This is a genomic window from Gimesia maris, from assembly GCF_008298035.1.
Lineage (GTDB): Bacteria > Planctomycetota > Planctomycetia > Planctomycetales > Planctomycetaceae > Gimesia > Gimesia maris.
The window spans coordinates 575,494-595,659 of the sequence record NZ_CP042910.1; the positions used below are offsets into that span (position 1 = coordinate 575,494).

Here is a 20,166-nt window from a genome sequence, read left to right on the forward strand (position 1 = left end):
GAATAGCGAGCAGGGCATTGTAAGGTGTCACTTTTGAAATTTCGAGTCAGAAACCACTAGAAATTTACTTCATTTCCAATATCGTCATAACATCGCGCCATTAAATGCTCAGGCTCAACGTCTGTACGAGCGTTTATTATGATCGAAGTCTGAGCGGTTTCTTCGAGTTGGGTAATGTCTTTGCGGCGTTTGTTATTGAGATAGTTGGCAACATTTTCATGTACATTCAGTACAAGTCGGGAAATGTTTTTCTTGTTTACGGTGGTCATCAGGGTTCGCATGACTTCAATCGCCATGCTCTCAGCCGTTTTCACCTGGCCGGTTCCGCGACAGGAAGGACAGTCTTCGTACATGCTTCTTCGCAGAGAAGGGCGAATTCGCTGGCGTGTCATCTCGATCAGGCCAAACGGGCTGATGCGTAATACCTTGGTACGTGCGCGATCTCTTTTGACGAGTTCTCTCAGTCTGCGTTCAACGGAACGACGGTGTTTTTCTTCCCGCATGTCAATGAAGTCAATCACAATCACACCACCAAGGTCGCGCAGTCTGATCTGGCGACTGATTTCTTCTGCCGCTTTCATATTCACTTTGAATGCCGTTTTTTCGGCATTGTCATCTGCCCGATAGTTTCCACTGTTGACGTCAATGGCGACCAACGCTTCCGTCTGGTCGATGACAATGGAACCGCCTCCCTTCATGGGAACATGCCGATTCTGGATGCTGCAGATTTCATCATCCAGTTTACTGTTATAGAAGATGGGGTCATTGCCTGTATAGTGTTTGACCCGATTGACGTGTTTGGGAAGCACGACCTTCATGAAGTCTCTGGCACGCTGGTAAGCCGTGGGTTCATCAATGTAGAGGGTGTCGATTTCACTGTTATAGATGTCACGAATCGTCCGGATCATCATGTCACTCTCCGAGTAAATTTCTACCGGAGTGGGCAGTTTTTTGATCCGTCCTACGATGGTTCCCCAGAGCCTCAGCAGATAGTTCAAGTCCCGCTTGAGGTCATCTGCAGTCCGATCGATTCCAGCTGTACGAACGATAAAACCGAGGCCCGGTGGCGGAGCCAGTTGAGTCAGAATCGTTCTCAGATCCTTACGGACATCTTCATCGGCAATTTTGCGGCTGATACCAACCCGTTGCAGTCCAGGCATGATGACCAGGTAGCGTCCGGGAATACTGATGTAAGTGGAGAGGGTAGGGCCTTTATTGCCGAGCCCTTCCTTGATGACCTGTACGAGGACTTCACTGCCGCGTTTCAGGATTTCCTGAATGGGAGGTTTATTGGCAACGCTGCGTTCGTTTACGCGGCGTCCCTTCTGGTTGCGTCCGCGTCCTGGTTTACCGTTTCCGTCCCCATCGGTCAGGTGTTTGTAATATTGATGCTCAATATCACTGACATGCAGGAAGCCGTTCCGGCCTACACCGAAGTCAACAAACGCAGCCTGGATGCTGGGTTCGATGTTGACCACTTTTCCCTTGTAGATATTGCCTACCAGGTTTTCGAGACTGTTTCGTTCAACATAAAGTTCTTCAAGAATGCCGTCTTCAACGATGGCAATTCGGCTTTCCTCCGGTTGGAGGACATTAACCAGCATTTCCTTTTTCATGGAATACCCTTTGTCGTGTAATACGACGAAAACTGTATTCCTCATCAGCCACGGAGAAGGTGGACCTGCTACGCATTGAATGAATCAATGTCCTGGTGGAGTCGGCCCGTTGCCTGCGTAGATACTGGAACAGTCCAGTGCAGGCAGGTCTCGTTAAATGATTTGTGCAGCGGGGGAATAAATCCCTGTGAACACAATCCAAGAGAGGTTTCGTGATGCGACTGCTGAGTCGAATCATTTCCTGGGTGAAGTTGCGAAAGGTCAAGGTCAGATCATTATCCGACTGCTCACTGACGGCAGTTCTTGTATTCGATTCGGGCAGGCAGCATTTTTGCATGAATTGCCCGTCGGATATCAATAACTGGTGCGGCGGTGAGAACAGAGCCGTGATCTGGTTGGACTTTTGCTGGTTCTGAAACTGTGTTGCGAAAGCTGCAGCATAACCCTTTAAGGCGGCAAGTGCCGTCTTTTGAATGATTTCCCGGGGGTAGTCTGGTGGTTTGCTCATGCTGTCATTGAAAACAGAAACAGGACGCAGGAAATTTCCTCAGACTGACCAAATAGATCAGGTTTGATAATGGGAGATTCCAATATTGTTCTTTGTTCTGTTCACGCGATTAAGTTTCAGGGTCAGGAAATGATGTTGAAATACATTTCGTCTGGATGAAATTTGTTTGTACGCAATCCACTCACCACCGAGGTGAGCTGGATGGCCGCTGGCTGATTGGTTGAATATCAGTTTCAGTCGGCGGCAAGTTGTAAACGTATAAATGGGGGTGATAGATTCCAGCGATCAGGCAGGTCTCTATCAGAAATCTATTGCTTACTGACAGGCTGACGTGATGAGAGAACCAGCTGTTTTCGACACATGGCGGTCACAGTGGCAATTCTTCATCAAACAGGTCAGGGCAGATTTTGTACAGTTCTCCTCTTAAATAACTTTCTACATCCCGGGCTACGTCGATGGTCATAGCGTGTGCCGCTATTTCCTCTGCCCGGGAGATTGTCAGGTGTCTGATTACCTCTTTTACTTCCGGAATCGCCAGTGGCGTGGCACTGATCTGCCTGATTCCCAAGCCTGCGAGCAGGGGAATCGATTTCAGATCAGAACTCATCTGTCCGCAGACGGTCACCGGTATGTTTTTATTGTTTGCAGCCTCCACAACCATTTTGATCAGCCTTAAAATCGAAGGATCTGATGAGTTGTAGAGTGCTGAGACCGCGGGGTCGGAGCGGTCTACTGCTAGAGTATACTGAATTAAGTCGTTTGTCCCAATGGAAAAAAAGTCAACTTCTTCCGCAAACTCTTCTGCCAGCAGGGCGGCAGCAGGCACTTCCACCATCATCCCAATGGGGATATTGGGGTTAAATTCGACTCCCCGCTCTTCGAGGTCCTCCAGTACGTCCCCGACGATCATTTTGGCCTGTCGCCATTCCAGCAGGGTGGAAATCAGGGGAAACATGATCCGGACGTCACCATGGACGGCAGCTCGAAAAATGGCCCGGAGCTGAGTTTTGAAGAGTGGTAAATCGCGCAGGCTCAATCGTACACTTCTCAGGCCCAGGGCAGGATTCATTCCTTCTTTCGCCAGATGCCGATATCCCCTGGGAATCTTATCGGCTCCGAGGTCGAGTGTCCTGATGACAATGGGCCGATTCTGGGCAGCCTGCACGACTTTGCAATAAGCATCGTAGTGGACTTCCTCGGTGGGTTCGGTATTGGATTGCAGGTAGAGAAACTCTGTTCGATACAGGCCAATTCCATCGGCGCCCCGTTCGGCACAGTGTTCGACTTCATTGGGAAACTCAATATTTCCCATGACATGAATTCGAGTGCCATCTTTTGTTTCCGAGCGGATTTTTCGTCGGGATGCCAGGCGGGCGGCCATTGATCGCTGTCGTTCGCCTGTGTCTTTGTACCTGGCAAGCGTTTCCTCGTCCGGATCAATGATGACTTCGCCATTGTTGCCGTCAACAATGACCATGTCACCACCGGAAATGTCGGAAAGAAACTCTCCCAGGCCAACGACTGCCGGTATTTCCAGTGCTCCCGCCAGGATGGAAGTGTGGCTCGTGCGTCCACCGACTTCTGTGGCAAAGCCCAGAACAAACTCCTTCGCCAGTCCTGCCGTTTCGCTGGGAGTCAGATTGTTAGCCAGAACAATGATGGGGGTTGTGAGATTTGAAAGCTCTTCCCGTTTCTCTCCCAGCAGTTGTTTCAAGAGTCGTTTTTCGAGATCGATGATGTCGCTGGCACGCTCCGCCAGATAATTGTCACCCAGATGCTGAACGAGCTTGGTGTATCGTCGGAATACCCGGCTGGAGGCATGCTCTGGTGAATAGCACTTTTCACGAATCAGGGTTTCGATCTCTTCCCGCAACCGGGGAGAGCTGACCATTTGTAAATGGGCAGCAAAGATGGCCCCGTATTGTTCGCCTAATTTATCGGAAGCGAGCCTCTCGTTTTCTGCGATTTCTTCACAGACCGCATCAAGGGCTGATTTCAGGCGGGCGATTTCGGTATCGATGACATTGACGCTGACGAACTGACGTGGGATGCGAAAATCCTCCGCACCCAGAATGAGTGCGGGACCGAAATTGACTCCCGGAGAAACAGCGATTCCACGTTTAACAAGCATTCAATCAGAGCCTAATTTGGCGCTTTCAACAGACAGGCAACTGGTGGAGTACCACGCAGTCGAATAGTACGGGGGTTAATCTGGCAGATCAGACAATTCTTCGAATTTCTTGTATCCAGACTCAAAAAACTGAACAATTTCTTCCATCAGTTTGCTGGCATCGTCGCCATTTGCTTCCAGGACAAGTTGGGTTTCAGGCAGCGCTTGCAATCCAAGGAGGTCTATGACCTCCTTGGCATTTCCAGACTGATCCCCGTTCGAAATCTTAAAATCGCAAGTATAGTCACGGGCGATTCGTACTATTTCTGAAATAGGACGAAGGTGGAGCCCTTGTTTCATTTTGACAGTGACAATCTGACGGCAAACAGATTCTTGCATGGCACTAACTGATAACTACTCAAGCAACCTGAAAACAAATTACTCGCATGGAGATAATGACCGCTGCTTTCAGTGAGATTTCGTAATTACCCCTTTCCACATAGTTCAATCAACCAGGAGCCACAGCGAAGCATGTGTTCTGAAAATCAGAAATATGGTCAACTTAGGCAGGAATAGTCAGTCTTTTTCGAACAGGATCTCGCACTCACCTTAATCGAGTTGATTACTGTCAGCCTCATTCAGCAAATCTACAATGTCTTCTACGCTTTTGGATTGACGTAAAAACTTACAGAAATTCTGGTTTCTCAGGTGGCGGGAAATGTTTTCTAATCCACGTAAGTGATCCCCCGGACGGTCCAGAGGCGAAATCAGCAGAAACAGAATGAAAACGTCTTCTCCATCCAGGCTGGCAAAATCAACACCATCAGAAGACAAAGCGATGGCAGCAGTCAGATTTTCTACTGAGGAGTGCTTGGTATGAGGAACCGCAACTCCGTTTCCAATTCCCGTTGATCCCAACTCTTCACGTTTGAGAATTGCTGAGACGATGCCTTCCTCGTCATCTGCTGAAATGCTGCCTGCATTCTTCAAGCCGGCAACCATTGTACGGATCGCTTCTTCTTTCGTTGTGACATTCAATTCCGGAATGATCGCGTCCGAAACCACGAAGTCTGTTAACTTCATGTATTTTTTCCTTCTAACTAACTACATCTGCAAAAAATCAGTGTTTGCGGTCGAGACGCAAAACTAATGTTGTGAACTATGACGCCCGGTACTGATTTGAATTCAATCTATCCACCGCGGGTCACACTATAAGTATTGTAAGCGAGTTTTCTTCAACACTCAGCAAAAAACAGGCTGAGGTTTAGAAATTATTCAGTTTCAGTTTCGGTATCCGATTCTGCTTCCGCTTCCGCCAGGCTGTTTTCCGCAATCTCATTCAAGGGGAGATCGCGGCGATGATCCTGAATCTTTTGTTTATACTTTTTAATCTGTTGCTCCATCTTGCTCAGGGCTGAATGGAAGTTTGATTTTACTTCGTCACCCTCTGCGTGGGCTACAAAATTATGTTTATGTTCTGCGTCAACGAGGATCTCGACCCGGTTTTGGTTTTGTCCCTGGTCGATCGTGATCTGAATTGCTGTTACCCGCTCAAAGTACGTCAGTAACTTCTCAGATTTTTCAGTAATATAATCACGGAGACTATCTGAAACGCTACCATGCCGACAAGTAATCGCAACTTGCACTGACTGTTCTCCTGTAAAAAAAACTACCCACGTTGTATATACATGTGTGAGTTGATCTGGGTCTGCCAATTGATGATGCTAACAGATTCTAGCTGGCCGGGTCCAGATATACCAGTCACTAATTCTTAAGCTTGGACTTCAAATATCAGGACCTTTTCCACTTATGAGGGATCAGATATGATTTTATAAGTGACGAATGAGGAGTCGTATGTTTAGTTATGAGCTTGCTGGAGCGGGACAGCTGGCTTTTCAAACCGGATCGACGCTGTGATGTCGGGACAGATTTCAGCATTATCGGCTCCGATTGTCTCACATCCTGCTAATAAACAGTATTTGAACCGGCTGACAGCTGAGATGTGTTTACTGGTTCGTTTTCCTGAGAGTGCTGCGTTATAATATAGTATAGGTATTCCGGTTATCATCTGGTGTTCGGTTCACAGCATATATTGAAACCAGTTCTGGTAAAATGTCTGTTTAATTGAGAGGTAAATTAGTAGCCTATGCCTACTTATGTTTATGAAGTAGTTCTCCCGGATGGTACCGCAGGAGAACGGTTTGAAGTGATACAGCGAATGAGTGATCCCATTTTGACGACTCATCCGGAGACGGGAGAACCTGTCCGTAAAGTGATTACGGCTGCCTATTTTTCAGGTAAGTGGTCGGACGCTGAAGCGAAACGCACAATCAACGATGACAAGCGACTGGGGGAACTCGGGTTTACCAAATATGTGAAATCATCCAAAGGCACTTATGAAAAAAGAGCCGGTGATGGCCCGGATCTCATTTCTGCAGATTGACCATCAGAAATCAAAAAAGCAGGGCAACGATTTTCACCTTGCCGAGCGAAACAGTGAATGTGGAGGAGAAGGTTGTTATGAAATCGGAAAATCTGTATTTCATTCTAGGCTTATTGATTAGCGCTGGCATGATCTCTGCGGTTCAGGCGGAACCGCCATCTGTTGAAAAGTCTGAGTATACCAATACTCAATGCGAGGGAACTTATCCCCATCATCTGCAGGGACTCTGTGTTGATGGACAGGGAAATATTTTCTGGAGTTTTACAACGGAACTGGTCAAAACCAACGCTTCCGGAAAAGTTCTGGTAAAAATCCCCGTAGGAAATCATCATGGCGATCTCTGTTATCACTCAGGAAAAGTATTCGTTGCCGTGAACTTCGGTGATTTTAATAATCCCGAGGGGAAAGCCGATTCCTGGGTTTATGTCTATGATGCGGAAAAGCTGCTGTTGATTGCCAAACATCAGACTCCCGAGGTTACTTTTGGAGCAGGGGGAATTGCCTGCCATGCCGACAGGTTTCTCGTTGTGGGAGGCTTGCCCAAAGACGTCAACGAAAATTATCTCTATGAATACGATGCCAGTTTTAAACTCATCAAGAAGCATATCTTGAAAAGCGGTTATACGTTGATGGGGATCCAGACGGCATGCTTTGCTGATAACAAATGGTGGTTTGGATGTTACGGTTCCAAATTACTGACAGCGGATGTTAATTTTAATTTTTCAGCTAAGTATGACCTGGACTGTGCACTGGGAATCGATCGGGTCAATGACAAGCTGCTGTTGATCGGTCGCAATACGAAGAATGGTAAGCAGTACCAGGGTCAGGCACTGCTGGCAGTTCCTGATGCTGACAAGGGTTTCATTATCCGTAAATAACCGGGAATAACAGAAACTCAATAGTAATGTCGCGGTCATGAAAACTATCAGTTTCCACCACCTCCCTGGAGGTTGGAGGCTGCCAGCCCAAACAGAGCGCCTTCGAGCAGATGTCGTTCAATGAATGCACCGATGGCCTCTGATTTTGTGTATTGCAGGATGACATAGTCGCCGGGCTGAATTAAAACCCGCTGACTGGGAGTTCTCACTGCTTCATAGAGATCTACTTTGATCGGCAGTTGTGTGCCATTAGGCAATTGTCTCAGGATGATGGCATTACTCGCGCTGATGGTGACATCCTGGTTTAAGGCGGAGGGGCCTCCGGCAGACTTGTTGTTTCCGCCATTTTGTGATGCCTGGGCAATCGATACTGCGCCGAGGATATCCAGGTCGTAATCCCGGGGCAATGTATATTGCCCGCCACCCAGCAAGCCACCTGTGTAGAATATTTCCGTATCTCGCGATTCGATAAACACCACGTCGCCATCATGCAGAATAATTTCATCACGCGTGAGATGGACCTGTTCTCCAGGGCTCAGGCGAATGGGAATTTTAATGATTCCCGAGCGTTGCATTGTGGAGTCATTGATGATAGTTGGCGCCATGAAGTCGCCCGAATAAAAACTCCCGTCACTGGAATAGAGAGGCTGTCCGACTTCAAATTCCGGGTCTGCAGGAGTTGGTGAATAGTGTGGAATCGGAGTATAGGAATCAGATACCTGCTGAATATTCTGTTCTGAATCAGAGTTGTCTGATGTATGAGTGCCTGTCTGGATGGGTTGCGGACACAGTGGCTGATTCATCCCATGCGCCCCGCCTCGGATGATATAAATGGAATTTTCTGCGTCCAGCCCGGGCAGGCCACCTGTTTCCGCGAGGGCATGCAGTACGTCATTATTATATGCAGGGAGATTGATGACTCGCCCGGTACCTCGTTTCGACCTTCCTACGTTCAGGTTACCGACGGTTGTACCTACGATGTCGTTGGAGTTTTCCTGGCGGATGACAAGAACACGATAGGATCGAGGCTTTTGCAGGCTGATCAGAATACGGTCACGGCCTTCCCGCAGAATACTTTTTTCCGTGGTGTATTTGCGACGAATGGTTTCTTCCAGTTGTGTCAGTGTCAGCCCACGCGCGAAGACGGTTCCGATGAGTGGTAGAGAAATCGTCCCGTCTTCACGTATCGGAATCGGGTAACCCAGTGAGGGGGCAACCTCTTGTGTCTGTGGAAAGTGGACGGGAGGTACATCTTTAAACTGCCCCAGAACACCCTCGATATAGACGCCCAGAACGTCGCCTGAATCTAACAGATAATGCTTGGGGGCAGGTTGACGCAGCAGAGACAGATCGATGGTTTCTTTTCCTGACCGAACTTCCCCTTTGTATTCAGTAGGCAGATATTGAGCGGGAACCCCTTTTAAAGGATGGAATGCAGCGCAACCATTCCACATCACGGTCAGACAGAGCACACAATAAATGTGCCACTTGAATGCGTACATTGGATTTCGATATGTTTGCATCCTGCTCGAACCTTTTAATTCGACTACTGCTTGTCTTAATTCAAACGACATTCTGTCGGCCATGTCCTTGCTCAGATTCCTGTGAAACCAGATTCGAATTTCCCTGGAGAATCGTGTTTCATCTTCTGTCTCGATAGTCTGGGAGTGTTTCAATGGTCGAAAAACGGTTTGTATTCGAGTGATTAATTTGTTCTATCTGACGAGTATCTCGAGCTGTTGCGGAAGTTGGTGCATCGGGTAATGGCGTATAAGGATATGACTGTAATGTATAAGGGCTCGGAGGCGGATCGTCATTGATGTATGGTGGTAATGCAGGCTGCGGGGGAGCAGCGGTTTCCGGTCGAACAGTCGGCTGCTCAATCACAGCAGGAGGCTTGGGAGCTGTGACAGGGGGTTGCTGATGCAGTTCTGTTTGCGGGAGTACTGGTTTAACGGGTGGTGGAGTATATCCTGGAAGAGCCGGCGGAGGTGGCAAAGTCTGATGGTGCTGTGGCAGACTCTGTTGTGATTGTCCGGGTTGATTCACCGTTGGCTTCGGTAATTTGAGTTCCTGGGGTTCCGGCCGTGGAGGTGGGTTTATGATTGCAGCCGGAGGCGCGGTCTGTGGTTCTGAATGAACTTCCCCCTGTGGCTCAGAGGGATAGGCAGATCCGGTATCCCAGTGCTCAATCGCTGGTTGATTCCACCCGCTTAAAGAATAGGGAGTGGCAATTTCATCATACTCATACCGTCCCCCTGCCAGGGCATGCTCTGCACCCAGTTTATAACCGGTAAACCACTCCTGGATTTCCAGGTATCCTTCGGGAGTCCGGTAGTGAGCGGCCCAGTACTCCTCAGGTGGCACGGGAGGAACTTCTCCAGATTCACCCAGTGCGATATCAATATATGCCTGTTGATAACCTTTACGGAATGCCTTCGAAGGTTTCTCTTTACAGTTACAGGAAATTGTTTTGAGGGATTCGCGAGCGCATTTTTTTGCCGCGTGTTTGACGACAATTTTGTCGAGGTCAGCCTGGTAGCCATCCAGTGAATGGTAAGGGTGGGGAGAACATTTATCTTTGTGGAAGAAAAAGCATTTTTTAACCCGATTATATGCGGGGGAACAGATTCCGTATTCTTCTTCACAGTCCGTATGCGCGCAGCCGGTTAAACCGGATAGAATCAAAAGCAGAAACGTGAAGCATACGTTCCGGAATTCGATTCGGAAGGCTGCAGGGAAATAATGTGTGATAAATGTTTTTAAAGCCACCAGGGAGACCACCGTGCGCAGTTTATGTGTTAATCGATACGCATGGTTTATCGGATTCGTGCTATTCCGTTGTGTACGGTTTTTCGTATCTTGCGGATTATCCGGGGGCGTAAGACAGATACAATCGTTGGATGTTCAAGGATCGGCAGAGTTGCCGTATTCCGGAGGGTCTGCGTATTTTTCCTGTCTTTGCGCCAAGGGTTAGACTGGGGTGAAGGTCTGATGCCGATCGGCAGGTTCTGCCGTTCAAAAGTGCCAGAATCATTCGGCTGCGAAGTAATCTTTCAGCAGTCGAAACACACGACCTGCCCGTTGTTGAAATACTTCGGGTTGTTTGATCCATCCCATGGGGGTAATGCGAGTTGCAATTTCAACCTGAGAGGAAGTCTGGCGTCTGTTGCTGTTTGATTTTTTGGTAGACGAGCCGAAGACGACTTCTATTTCAACTGGTTTTCGATCGTCTGTTTTGCCCCAGAAGGGAAGTAATCCAGCTTTACCGAGTCTCATTACGGCCCGGTTGGTACTGACTTCGGTCAGACGCGCGTGATTATCATTTACGAAACCACCAAGCTTGTAGACGATAAAATCTGACGAGATCAGTGCATTGAATGTGCTTTCAAATTTCATGCCTTCTGCAGCGGTCGCTTCAGGCACTTCATCGGGAATGATCTCACCGGACTTCATCTGTTCGCATGTGAGGGCGCGGACTTTATTTCGTCCCGTTTCTTTCGCCTGGTATAAAGCGCTGTCAGCCCGATGGAACAGACTTTCTAATGAATCACCGGGTTCGTATTGAGAGACGCCGAAGGAAGCTGTGACCCTGATGTTCGACTGGTTCTCCATTTTCAGATTGGAAACAGCCAGTCGTAAGCGTTCTGCTTTTTTGACTGCATGTTCCAGTGCTGTTTCAGGGCAGAGAATGACAAATTCTTCTCCACCATAACGGCCCACCAGTTCTCCAGAGTAAGTTTCATGCTGAAACAATCGCGCCAGTTCTACCAGAACTTCATCACCGGTCGAGTGACCATAACTGTCGTTTATGTTTTTGAAATGATCTGCATCGATAAAGATCAGACTCAATGGTTCCGGGTTCTGTTCCTTCTGGATGCGGGACAGCATGATTGCCAGCTGTGTTTCCAGTTCACCCCGGTTGGCCACCGATGTTAACGCATCCAGGCTGGCAGCCAGTTTCAGGTCATTGTATTCTTTCGGGCGTTTCAGGCTGCGTGACAAGTCTCGGAAAATTTCTGTAACACCAATCAAACGGCCGTCATCGCCAAACATCGGGACAGACTGCACTTCGATATTGATCAGTCGGCCACCCGGTCGCTCCAGCATAAATTCGGTCGTCATCGGCTTGCCGTTGGCAATGACACGGTTCATGGAGCATTCAGCTGAAGTGAGATTGGTACCTTCTTTATTTGTGAGAGGCAGGCTGCCGCTGGTCCATGATTCTCCCAGCACATCAATGGCCCGCAGGTCAGCCAGCTTTTCCAGTCCCGGACTGAGGACGACAAACTGAAAATCAGCATTGACGATATAAAAACCGTCGTAAAGACTTTCAATCTGAAACAGATAGGAGAAGATGTTGCTGATCAGGTTTGCTTCGATTGCTTCCCGTTCTGTGAAATCTTTAGGCTGGAACAGACGATTGACTTCCTGCAAAGCATCGTGGAAAGCCTGCTTTTCGTTCTGTTCCCAGCGAGATAGCGCACAGACAATATTTCCATCGAACTGCGTTCCGGCTGCTTCCATGAGAATCGACATGATTTCTTCATGTTTTTTCCCCGTGCGATACACCTGGTCTGTTGCCAGTGAGTCGTAGGCGTCTGCTATCGCCAGGATGCGCGCTCCCTGGTTGACTTCACTGCCGATGAATTGATAACCATTCGTGGCACCACTGAAATGGTAACGGGTCTGCGACAGGATTGTTAATACTTCATGATCGGTACGGCAGGCCTGCAGGACATCAAGACCAATGTTGTGGTAATGCGACATCAGCTCAATTTCATCTGAAGTCAGTTTACCAGGCTTGAAGATGATATGATCGGGGACGCCGATTTTTCCGATATCGTGTAAGAGGGCCGCGACTTCCAGTCGTTTGAGATGGATTCCTTCCCAGCCTAAATTGGTAGCGATCCCTTTTGCCAGAAAAGCAACACGTCTTGAGTGGCAGAGTGTAGAAGCATCTCGTGCCTGTAATGCTGACAGCAGTTTACGGAGATGTTTCCGGGAAATCACCTGATCAATCAAGTCACCCGTGTCAGACTCAAGTGAATATTCTTCAAAGTCTTCCGATAGTGAGATCAGCTGCCTGAGAATTTTTGAAGAGCCCATATTATAGCTCCCATGGACCGAGGATGATCTCGGCAGAGAGTTATTCGATGCTATGAGGGGGCTGTTCATCTTGCGACCTTTGGTATATTGAGCAGAGCTCTAACACAATTTGTTCTGATCGAACGCTTGTGCCTCGCGTATCACAATCAATTCTCTTTTGGCAATATCTGTGTTTCACAACGGAATGGAGATTGTTTCAACAGTCGGTTTTTAAAACAGAGACATGACAGAGTGTACTGGTTTCAGATGTTGATGTCTGTTTTAAGATCAAAAGACATTGCAGGTATACACCAAATCGAATCAGTTAAACTAAAGCTAGGTTGCAAACGCAGGATGTCAAATTGCAACATGCGAGTGGAGGGATCAACTGCCCCGACTGTTCGCTGAAATTCCGGGTGGGGCAATTATCGGTAATTGCAGGATTCAGCGGGTTGGGGTGAACCTGATGGCTGTGTTGATTGCAGGGGCGGGAAATTCCAGGTTCGGTCAATGCTTACCGATTATAAGCGACAGTCGCGGCATCGGCCCGGGACCGAACGACCTGTCCCAGCGATTCATATTCGTCCTGTGGGATCCGTTCGGCAGGGCCTGTGATTGTGAATGCGGCGATACCAATGCCATTGCGATCCAGAATGGGTGCCGCGATGCAGCGGATTCCCACCAGGCCTTCTTCATGATCAACGGCATAGCCACGTTGACGAATCAGATCCAGTTCATTGAGAAAGGCGCGTCTGGATGTGATGGTATGTGGGGTGAAGCGTTTAAAGTGAATGCGGTTGACCAGGTCATCGCGTTCATTGTCCGGCAGAAATGCCGCGATGGCCTTTCCGGGAGCGCAACTGTAACAGGGAGCGCGGGCCCCGATCTCGGCAGAATACTTAAATGCATGTCGCGCCAGCATCTGTTCCAGGATGACGATCTCCCGGTCGATCAGGCAGCAGAGTTGGGTTGTTTCACTGGTCGTGTCGCGCAGTTCCCGCATCGGACCGATGGCACATTCCATCAGTGGTCGATCCTGGACGCTCGGAGGGATCAACTGCAGGAAGCGATTTGTCAGGTAATATTTTTTAGTGGTCACATCGCGCGTGACATAGCCGAGTTCTTCCAGGGCTTTTCCAATCCGCAATAACGAAGCCTGGGGTATGGTCAGTTCTTCGCTGAGGGCGCTTAGCGTGCAGCCATGCGAGTGGCGGGCGAGGTGCTCCAGCAACGCGATTCCCCGCTGCAGACTGGGTGAGGCGGCTGCTTCCGATTTCCGTTTTGTGTCAGGAACGCTCATTGTTGTTGACTTCATATATGAAATAGGTTTCAATAGTGAAATATGATATGGGTCTTTCAGGCGCGTGTCAACCTCTACAGCCGGGCAACCGGCATTCGATTGCATTACAAAACTCTATTGAATGTCAGCAGAAGGATTATGCCATGCGTGCAGGTGGTTCCAGAGGAAACGTTTTGACAGTTGTGATCTGGCTGAGCCTGGTTGTTTCCACTCAGGCAGCAGAACTGTTTGAAAATGTCAGGACTGCTGGTGCTGATTTCGATCGGGTGATGGCTCCGTTAATTGCCGGGCATTGCCTGGACTGTCATGCCGGCCTGGATCCCAAGGCGGGGTTTGATTTTTCAAATCGAGCCGCTGCGATCCGAGGTGGGGAAACGGGATCGGCCCTTCAGGCTGGCAATCCGGAAGAGAGTCTGTTGTGGCAGTATATCGAATCTGATGCCATGCCCCCCGAGCACCCGCTCACTGCAGAACAAAAACTGCTGTTCAAACAATGGATTTCAGCTGGTGCTCCCTGGGGCACCGATCCGATTGATGCCTTCAGTAAAACCACTGAAAAGCGAGGCGGTTATGACTGGTGGTCTCTGCAGCCTCTAAGGAATCCTGTTGTTCCCGCGTTTTCCAATGACGATGGGGCTGATGAGGATTGGGTGCATAATCCGATCGATGCTTTTATTCTGAGAACGCTACACCAGAAAGGGCTCAAGCCTCAGCCAGTTACTGATCGTCGCACCTTAATACGACGTCTTTCCTATTCGGTAATCGGCTTACCTCCCGAACCGGAAGATGTGGAAGCCTTCCTGAAAGATCAGTCGCCGGATGCTTATGAAAAACTCGTTGATCGCCTGCTGGCGTCTCCACACTATGGAGAGCACTGGGCAAGGCACTGGCTGGATGTGGCGCGGTTTGGTGAGAGTAACGGCTTTGAACGAGACCAACCGCGATTGAATGCCTGGCCTTATCGCAACTGGGTGATTGAGGCGTTGAATCAGGATATGTCTTATCACCGCTTCGTGAAATTACAATTGGCCGGTGATCTGCTGGAACCGGACAATCCAGATGCGGTTAAAGCGACTGGTTTCCTGGTGGCAGGGCCGCATGACGTGGTGATTCCCATCAGTAAAACGATGCGGGCGACAATGAAACAGGATGAACTGGAAGACATTGTCGGCGTTGTGGGGCAGACATTTTTAGGCTTGACGGTCAATTGTGCCCGTTGCCACGATCACAAATTCGATCCCATCAGTCAGAAGGAATATTATCAGTTTGCAGCGGCACTTTCCGGGGTGGGACATGGGGAACGGCATCTGCCTGATCCCGCTTATGAAAAGGCGCAGCAGGAACTGGCGCAGGTGAAGAACAAGCTTCGCGAAACTCAAAGGGTACTGTTTGGATTAGAGTCCGCTGCGCGACGACGGGTTCTCGCTTCACGGGCAACACAGGAGCAAACAGAATTGCCTCTGGCGATCACTTCCCCCGTGGCAGCCTGGGATTTTCGGAAGAGTACTCAGGACCTGGTTGGTGGTTTACAGGGGACTTTACATGGTTCTGCCAGGCAAACCGAAGAAGGGCTGCTGTTGGATGGAAACAAATCCTATCTGAAAGCAGAGCCACTCAAACAGGCATTGAACGAAAAAACGCTGGAAGCCTGGGTGAAGCTGACAAATCTAGATCAGCGGGGGGGAGGCGTACTGAGTGTGCAGACCGTTGATGGCAATATTTTTGATGCCATTGTTTATGGAGAACAACAACCGGGGCACTGGCTGGCCGGCAGCGATCACTTTCATCGCACGAAATCTTTTCAGGGGCCACAGGAACAGGAAGCCATTGAAAAGGAAGTTCAGATTGCCATTGTGTACTCCGCGGAGGGAAAGATTACCGCCTATCGAAATGGTCAACTTTATGGCAAGTCATATCAGTCACGCGGTCTGCAGTCGTTTCCAGCCGAAAAAACGGAAGTGCTCATTGGTTTGCGCCACGGTTCGCCTGCTGGAAATCGACTTTTGCAGGGAGTCATCTCGAAAGCGCGTTTGTATGACCGGGCACTGACGGCTACAGAAATTCAGCAATCTGCAAAGGGGGGAGGTACTTTTTTCTCTGAGGAGGAACTGGTTGCCACGCTTTCTGCTTCAGAACAGGCAAAACGAAAAACATTGCGCAGGGCTCGGACAGAGTTGCAGGCCCGAATCAAGCAGCTGCAGTCAATCCAACCTGAAAAAGTATATGCGGCAGTATCCCATGAGCCGGGTGTCATGCATTTATTGAAACGAGGCAGTGTCGCAGCTCCCGCAGGGGTTGTCAGTCCTGGAGGCATAAAAGCGATTCAGGGGGTCAACGGAGATCTGGAGCTGGCCTCTGACAGTTCCGACCACGATCGCAGGATCCGCTTTGCAGACTGGGTGACCAGTTCCAGGAACCCGCTCTTTGCCCGGGTGATCGTGAATCGAGTCTGGCATTATCATTTTGGGAGGGGGCTCGTTAATACTCCTAATGATTTCGGCTTTAACGGAGGTGACTGCAGCCATCCGGAATTACTGGACTGGCTGGCTCGCAGACTGATTCAGGAGAACTGGAGCCTGAAATCACTGCACCGTTTAATACTGCTTTCTGCCGCTTTTCAGCAGTCAGCTCAACTCGACCCGGATGCGTTGAAAGTCGATGCAGACAATCAGTGGTTGTGGCGCAAAAGCCCGCAGAGAATTGAAGCGGAGTCGATTCGCGATTCCATCTTGAAAATATCAGGACAGCTGAATTCCCAGGTCGGGGGACAGGGATACCAGGACGTGAAATCCTATTTTTTCAAAGGGACCCAGTTCTATGAACCCCTGGATCCGACAGGCGAGGAATTTAATCGCAGGTCAATCTATCGATTTTCTGCAAGAGGCGGACGACACCCTTTGCTGGAAACGTTTGACTGTCCGGATCCCTCGACGACGACACCCGATCGCCCGTCGACGACGACGCCACTTCAGGCACTCTCACTGATGAATACCTCTTTTGTCTTACGCATGTCTGACCAACTTGCAGAACGCATCCAATCGCGAGTCGGTTCCGAAGAGGAGAAACAGGTTGCAGAATTGTTTCTGCTGGCTTATCAACGTCATCCCCAATCTGCAGAGTCAGCAGCTGCATGCGAATTCTGCGAAAAACACGGACTCTCTGCTTTATGCCGGGTTGTACTCAATAGCAACGAATTTTTATATGTGAATTGAGAGCGGAATGTTGTATCAAAAAACAGATCAATCGGAATCAGTCTCAGGTTCCCATTCGATGTCGCGTCGTGAATTCTTTTCCTGGGCTCGAACCGGCCTGGCGGGAACGGCGCTCATGGATTTGCTGTTACATCAGAAATCGGGAGGAGCGTCCGAGTCTGTCAGGCAGACTTCACCGGCTCCTCATTTTCCACCCCGGGTCAAACGGGTGGTTCATATCTGTCTGATCGGTGGTCTGAGCCACCTGGATTCCTTTGACTATAAGCCTGCGCTCAAAGATCTGCATGGCAAGGCGATGCCTACGGATAAAACTCCCGAGACTTTTTTTGGTAAGGTGGGCCTGTTACGCAAAAACGATTTTGAATTCCGCCGGCGCGGGCAGAGTGGACTCTGGATCTCCGATCTGTTTCCGCATATCGCGGCGCAGGCAGATGAGCTCACTTTGTTACGGTCGATGAAAGCAGATTCCGCCAATCACACGCCTGCCACCTTTCAGGAAAACACGGGCTTTCGTTTGAATGGTTTTCCGGTGCTTGGTTCCTGGCTTTCGTACGGGCTGGGATGTGAAACGGATGAATTACCTTCGTTTGTCGTTCTGCCTGACGTGCGCGGCTATCCCGCTGCAGGAACCATTAACTGGTCGAATGGTTTTTTACCCGCTTTGCATCAGGGGGTGCCCTTTCAATCACAAGGGCCGGCAATCCGTGATTTATTCCCCGAACGAAAGATCTCGAAAACAACGGAACAAGCCAGTCGGCGATTATTGAACCAGTTCAACCAGGGCCACCTGGAGCGGATGGGCGCGAACAGTGATCTGGAAGCCCGGATTCGCAGTCATGAACTGGCCGCGAAAATGCAGCTGGCAGTCCCGCGGGTCACCGATTTATCTGCTGAAACTCCGGCCACTCAATCTCTTTATGGCTTTGATTCCGAAGTTACAGCTCCTTTTGCCCGTAACTGTTTACTGGCGCGACGTTTACTGGAGCAGGGGGTTCGATTTGTGCAATTGTTTTCCGGAGGCCCGTTTGGATCACCGCGCATCAACTGGGACGGTCATGAAAATGTCAAAGGCAATCATCTTCGTGAAGCAGCCCGGATCGATCAGCCTGTCGCGGCTTTAGTTCAGGATTTGAGGCAGCGGGGCATGTTGGATGACACTCTGGTTCTGTTTTCCACGGAGTTTGGGCGGACCCCGTTTACACAGTCTGCTTCGGATCAGGTCGGTACCGGCCGAGACCATAATATGAATGGTTTTTCGGTCTGGATGGCCGGCGGCGGGCTCAAACATGGCTTCAGTTACGGTGCGACCGACGAATTTGGCTGGAAATCAGTCGAAAAACCGATTGCCTGGCATGATTATCACGCCACCGTGCTCCACTTACTGGGGATCGACCATACCCGTCTCACCTGGTACCACAACGGAATCGAACGCCGCCTGACGAATGTGCATGGCGAAGTGATTCATGAAATACTTGCCTGAAATTCACATCGACTGGTTGTTTTCGGACAGATCATCTTGATTTTTCAAGAAGATATTTTGTGTGCGTAGACGAATCGACTAGAATGGCTATAGTGTGTTTTCTTAATCGGCATCAAAGGGCGCTTACTTCTGTCTGATTGAATGGATCGTCCTGTCTAAAAAATTAGTGAAATGAATACTTTACAGAACCCTCGAAGCAAGTCCGATACCAGACGGGTACTGATCATCGGCGGTGGTTTTGCCGGATTGAACGCGGCACTGGAACTGGGGGGAATTGCCGGAGTGGAAGTCACTCTGGTGGATCGTCACAACTACCATTTGTTTCAACCACTGCTCTATCAGGTGGCGATGGCCGGGCTCAGTCCCGCGGATATCGCCACCCCCATTCGCAGCCTGCTCTCCGCCTATCGCAATACCAGTGTTTTGCTTGGTGAGGCAGAATCAATCGATCTTCCCGGACAAAAAGTCAAATTTGATTTCGGTGAGCTCGAATTTGATTACCTGGTACTGGCCTGTGGTGCTACACACAGTTACTTCGGTCATAATGAATGGGAAAAATATGCACCCGGCCTGAAGACGATTTCCCAGGCAACCGAAATTCGCAAGCGTGTGCTGTCTGCGTTCGAGCATGCAGAACGCGTTACCGACCCGGATGAACAGAAAAAGTATCTGACATACGTGATCGTAGGCGGCGGTCCCACCGGTGTTGAACTGGCAGGTGCCATCGGGGAGATGAGTCGTTTTACCCTGTCGCGAGATTTTCGCCGGATCAACCCCAGCCACACCCGCGTCATTCTTGTGGAAGCAGGACCACGCATTTTGCCCATGTTTTCCGAGCAGCAGTCGAACCGGGCCGCCCGGGATCTGGAGAAGCTGGGTGTTCAGATCTGGACTTCCTCTGTGGTCACGAACATTAATGATGAAGGAGTGGAATTAGGAGATGAGCGAATTCGTGCTGCCACCGTGTTGTGGGCTGCGGGAGTCGAGGCTTCTGAGCTCGGACAGGCAGGAGGCATGCACGTTGATAATCGTGGTCGCGTTCTGGTCGAACCGGATTTGAGCCTGGAAGGATATCCGAATGTATTCGTGGCTGGCGACCAGGCCAGTTATACGCATCAGACTGGCAGTCCGCTACCGGGAACGGCTCCCGTTGCTTTACAGCAGGGGCGATTTATCGGGAAAACGATTCGCAATGAAGTCAAAGGCAAGCCACGCAGTAAGTTTCATTTTCGGGACAAAGGGCAGATGGCAACAATTGGCCGCAGTCGGGCGATTGTAGAAATGGGACGGCTCAAGCTGGCTGGTTTTTTTGCCTGGGTGGTCTGGCTGGTCGTGCATGTCTTTTATCTCACTGGTTTTAAGAACCGCGTACTGGTCGTGATGCAGTGGGCCTGGTCCTATCTCAGTTTCAGACGTGGCGCACGATTGATTGTTGACCGCGGCTGGAGTCCTGCTGAAGAACAGGAGCCAGTAACAGAGACCGAAAATGAGGAAGTCACTGTTCCTCCCGAGCATTAATCGAGAGAGGCGT

14 protein-coding genes are annotated in these 20,166 nt (G+C 49.7%); 5 read left to right on the forward strand and 9 right to left on the reverse strand.

Annotation, left to right across the window (positions count from 1 at the left end; all coding sequences use genetic code 11):
- Positions 1–56 precede the first annotated feature (56 nt).
- The 5 genes from GmarT_RS02150 to hpf form a co-directional block, all read right to left on the reverse strand.
- Positions 57–1,616, reverse strand: coding sequence for an Rne/Rng family ribonuclease (locus GmarT_RS02150; protein WP_002647284.1), 1,560 nt, complete (start codon positions 1,614–1,616; stop codon positions 57–59).
- A gap of 875 nt (positions 1,617–2,491) precedes the next feature.
- On the reverse strand, positions 2,492–4,255 hold the full coding sequence (gene ptsP, locus GmarT_RS02155) for a phosphoenolpyruvate--protein phosphotransferase (RefSeq protein WP_002647281.1): 1,764 nt from the start codon (positions 4,253–4,255) through the stop codon (positions 2,492–2,494).
- A 75-nt stretch (positions 4,256–4,330) separates the two neighbouring features.
- Positions 4,331–4,633: an HPr family phosphocarrier protein gene (locus tag GmarT_RS02160; RefSeq protein ID WP_002647280.1), complete on the reverse strand. Its 303-nt coding sequence runs from the start codon at positions 4,631–4,633 to the stop codon at positions 4,331–4,333.
- Between the two features lie 210 nt (positions 4,634–4,843).
- A complete protein-coding gene (locus GmarT_RS02165; protein ID WP_002647279.1) occupies positions 4,844–5,317 on the reverse strand; it encodes a PTS sugar transporter subunit IIA in 474 nt (157 codons plus the stop codon).
- Between the two features lie 188 nt (positions 5,318–5,505).
- Positions 5,506–5,949: a ribosome hibernation-promoting factor, HPF/YfiA family gene (gene hpf / locus GmarT_RS02170; protein WP_230682382.1), complete on the reverse strand. Its 444-nt coding sequence runs from the start codon at positions 5,947–5,949 to the stop codon at positions 5,506–5,508.
- 431 nt (positions 5,950–6,380) lie between these two features.
- Here hpf and GmarT_RS02175 point away from each other — a divergent pair, with 431 nt between their 5' ends.
- Positions 6,381–6,677: an FmdB family zinc ribbon protein gene (locus GmarT_RS02175; protein WP_002647277.1), complete on the forward strand. Its 297-nt coding sequence runs from the start codon at positions 6,381–6,383 to the stop codon at positions 6,675–6,677.
- A 77-nt stretch (positions 6,678–6,754) separates the two neighbouring features.
- A complete protein-coding gene (locus tag GmarT_RS02180) occupies positions 6,755–7,555 on the forward strand; it encodes a hypothetical protein (protein WP_002647276.1) in 801 nt (266 codons plus the stop codon).
- A gap of 47 nt (positions 7,556–7,602) precedes the next feature.
- Here the strand turns inward: GmarT_RS02180 and GmarT_RS02185 are convergent, their stop codons facing one another.
- The 4 genes from GmarT_RS02185 to GmarT_RS02200 all read right to left on the reverse strand — a co-directional run bounded on the left by GmarT_RS02185 (position 7,603) and on the right by GmarT_RS02200 (position 13,943).
- Positions 7,603–9,078 (reverse strand): polysaccharide biosynthesis/export family protein, encoded by a 1,476-nt coding sequence (locus GmarT_RS02185; RefSeq protein ID WP_157158961.1) that lies wholly within the window; start codon positions 9,076–9,078, stop codon positions 7,603–7,605.
- 118 nt (positions 9,079–9,196) lie between these two features.
- A complete protein-coding gene (locus tag GmarT_RS02190; protein WP_149302410.1) occupies positions 9,197–10,327 on the reverse strand; it encodes a hypothetical protein in 1,131 nt (376 codons plus the stop codon).
- Between the two features lie 261 nt (positions 10,328–10,588).
- The gene (locus GmarT_RS02195; RefSeq protein WP_002647273.1) at positions 10,589–12,664 is read right to left on the reverse strand and encodes a diguanylate cyclase; all 2,076 of its coding nucleotides are present in this window, start codon (positions 12,662–12,664) and stop codon (positions 10,589–10,591) included.
- A gap of 493 nt (positions 12,665–13,157) precedes the next feature.
- Entirely contained in the window at positions 13,158–13,943 is a 786-nt protein-coding gene (locus tag GmarT_RS02200; protein WP_002647272.1) for an IclR family transcriptional regulator, read from the reverse strand.
- Positions 13,944–13,990: 47 nt separating this feature from the next.
- On the opposite strand from GmarT_RS02200, the gene GmarT_RS02205 reads away from it, so the two are divergent.
- The 3 genes from GmarT_RS02205 to GmarT_RS02215 all read left to right on the forward strand — a co-directional run bounded on the left by GmarT_RS02205 (position 13,991) and on the right by GmarT_RS02215 (position 20,153).
- A complete protein-coding gene (locus GmarT_RS02205; RefSeq protein WP_223123518.1) occupies positions 13,991–17,155 on the forward strand; it encodes a DUF1553 domain-containing protein in 3,165 nt (1,054 codons plus the stop codon).
- 58 nt (positions 17,156–17,213) lie between these two features.
- On the forward strand, positions 17,214–18,635 hold the full coding sequence (locus tag GmarT_RS02210) for a DUF1501 domain-containing protein (protein ID WP_044238660.1): 1,422 nt from the start codon (positions 17,214–17,216) through the stop codon (positions 18,633–18,635).
- Between the two features lie 171 nt (positions 18,636–18,806).
- Positions 18,807–20,153, forward strand: coding sequence for an NAD(P)/FAD-dependent oxidoreductase (locus GmarT_RS02215; protein ID WP_002647269.1), 1,347 nt, complete (start codon positions 18,807–18,809; stop codon positions 20,151–20,153).
- Positions 20,154–20,166 lie beyond the last annotated feature (13 nt).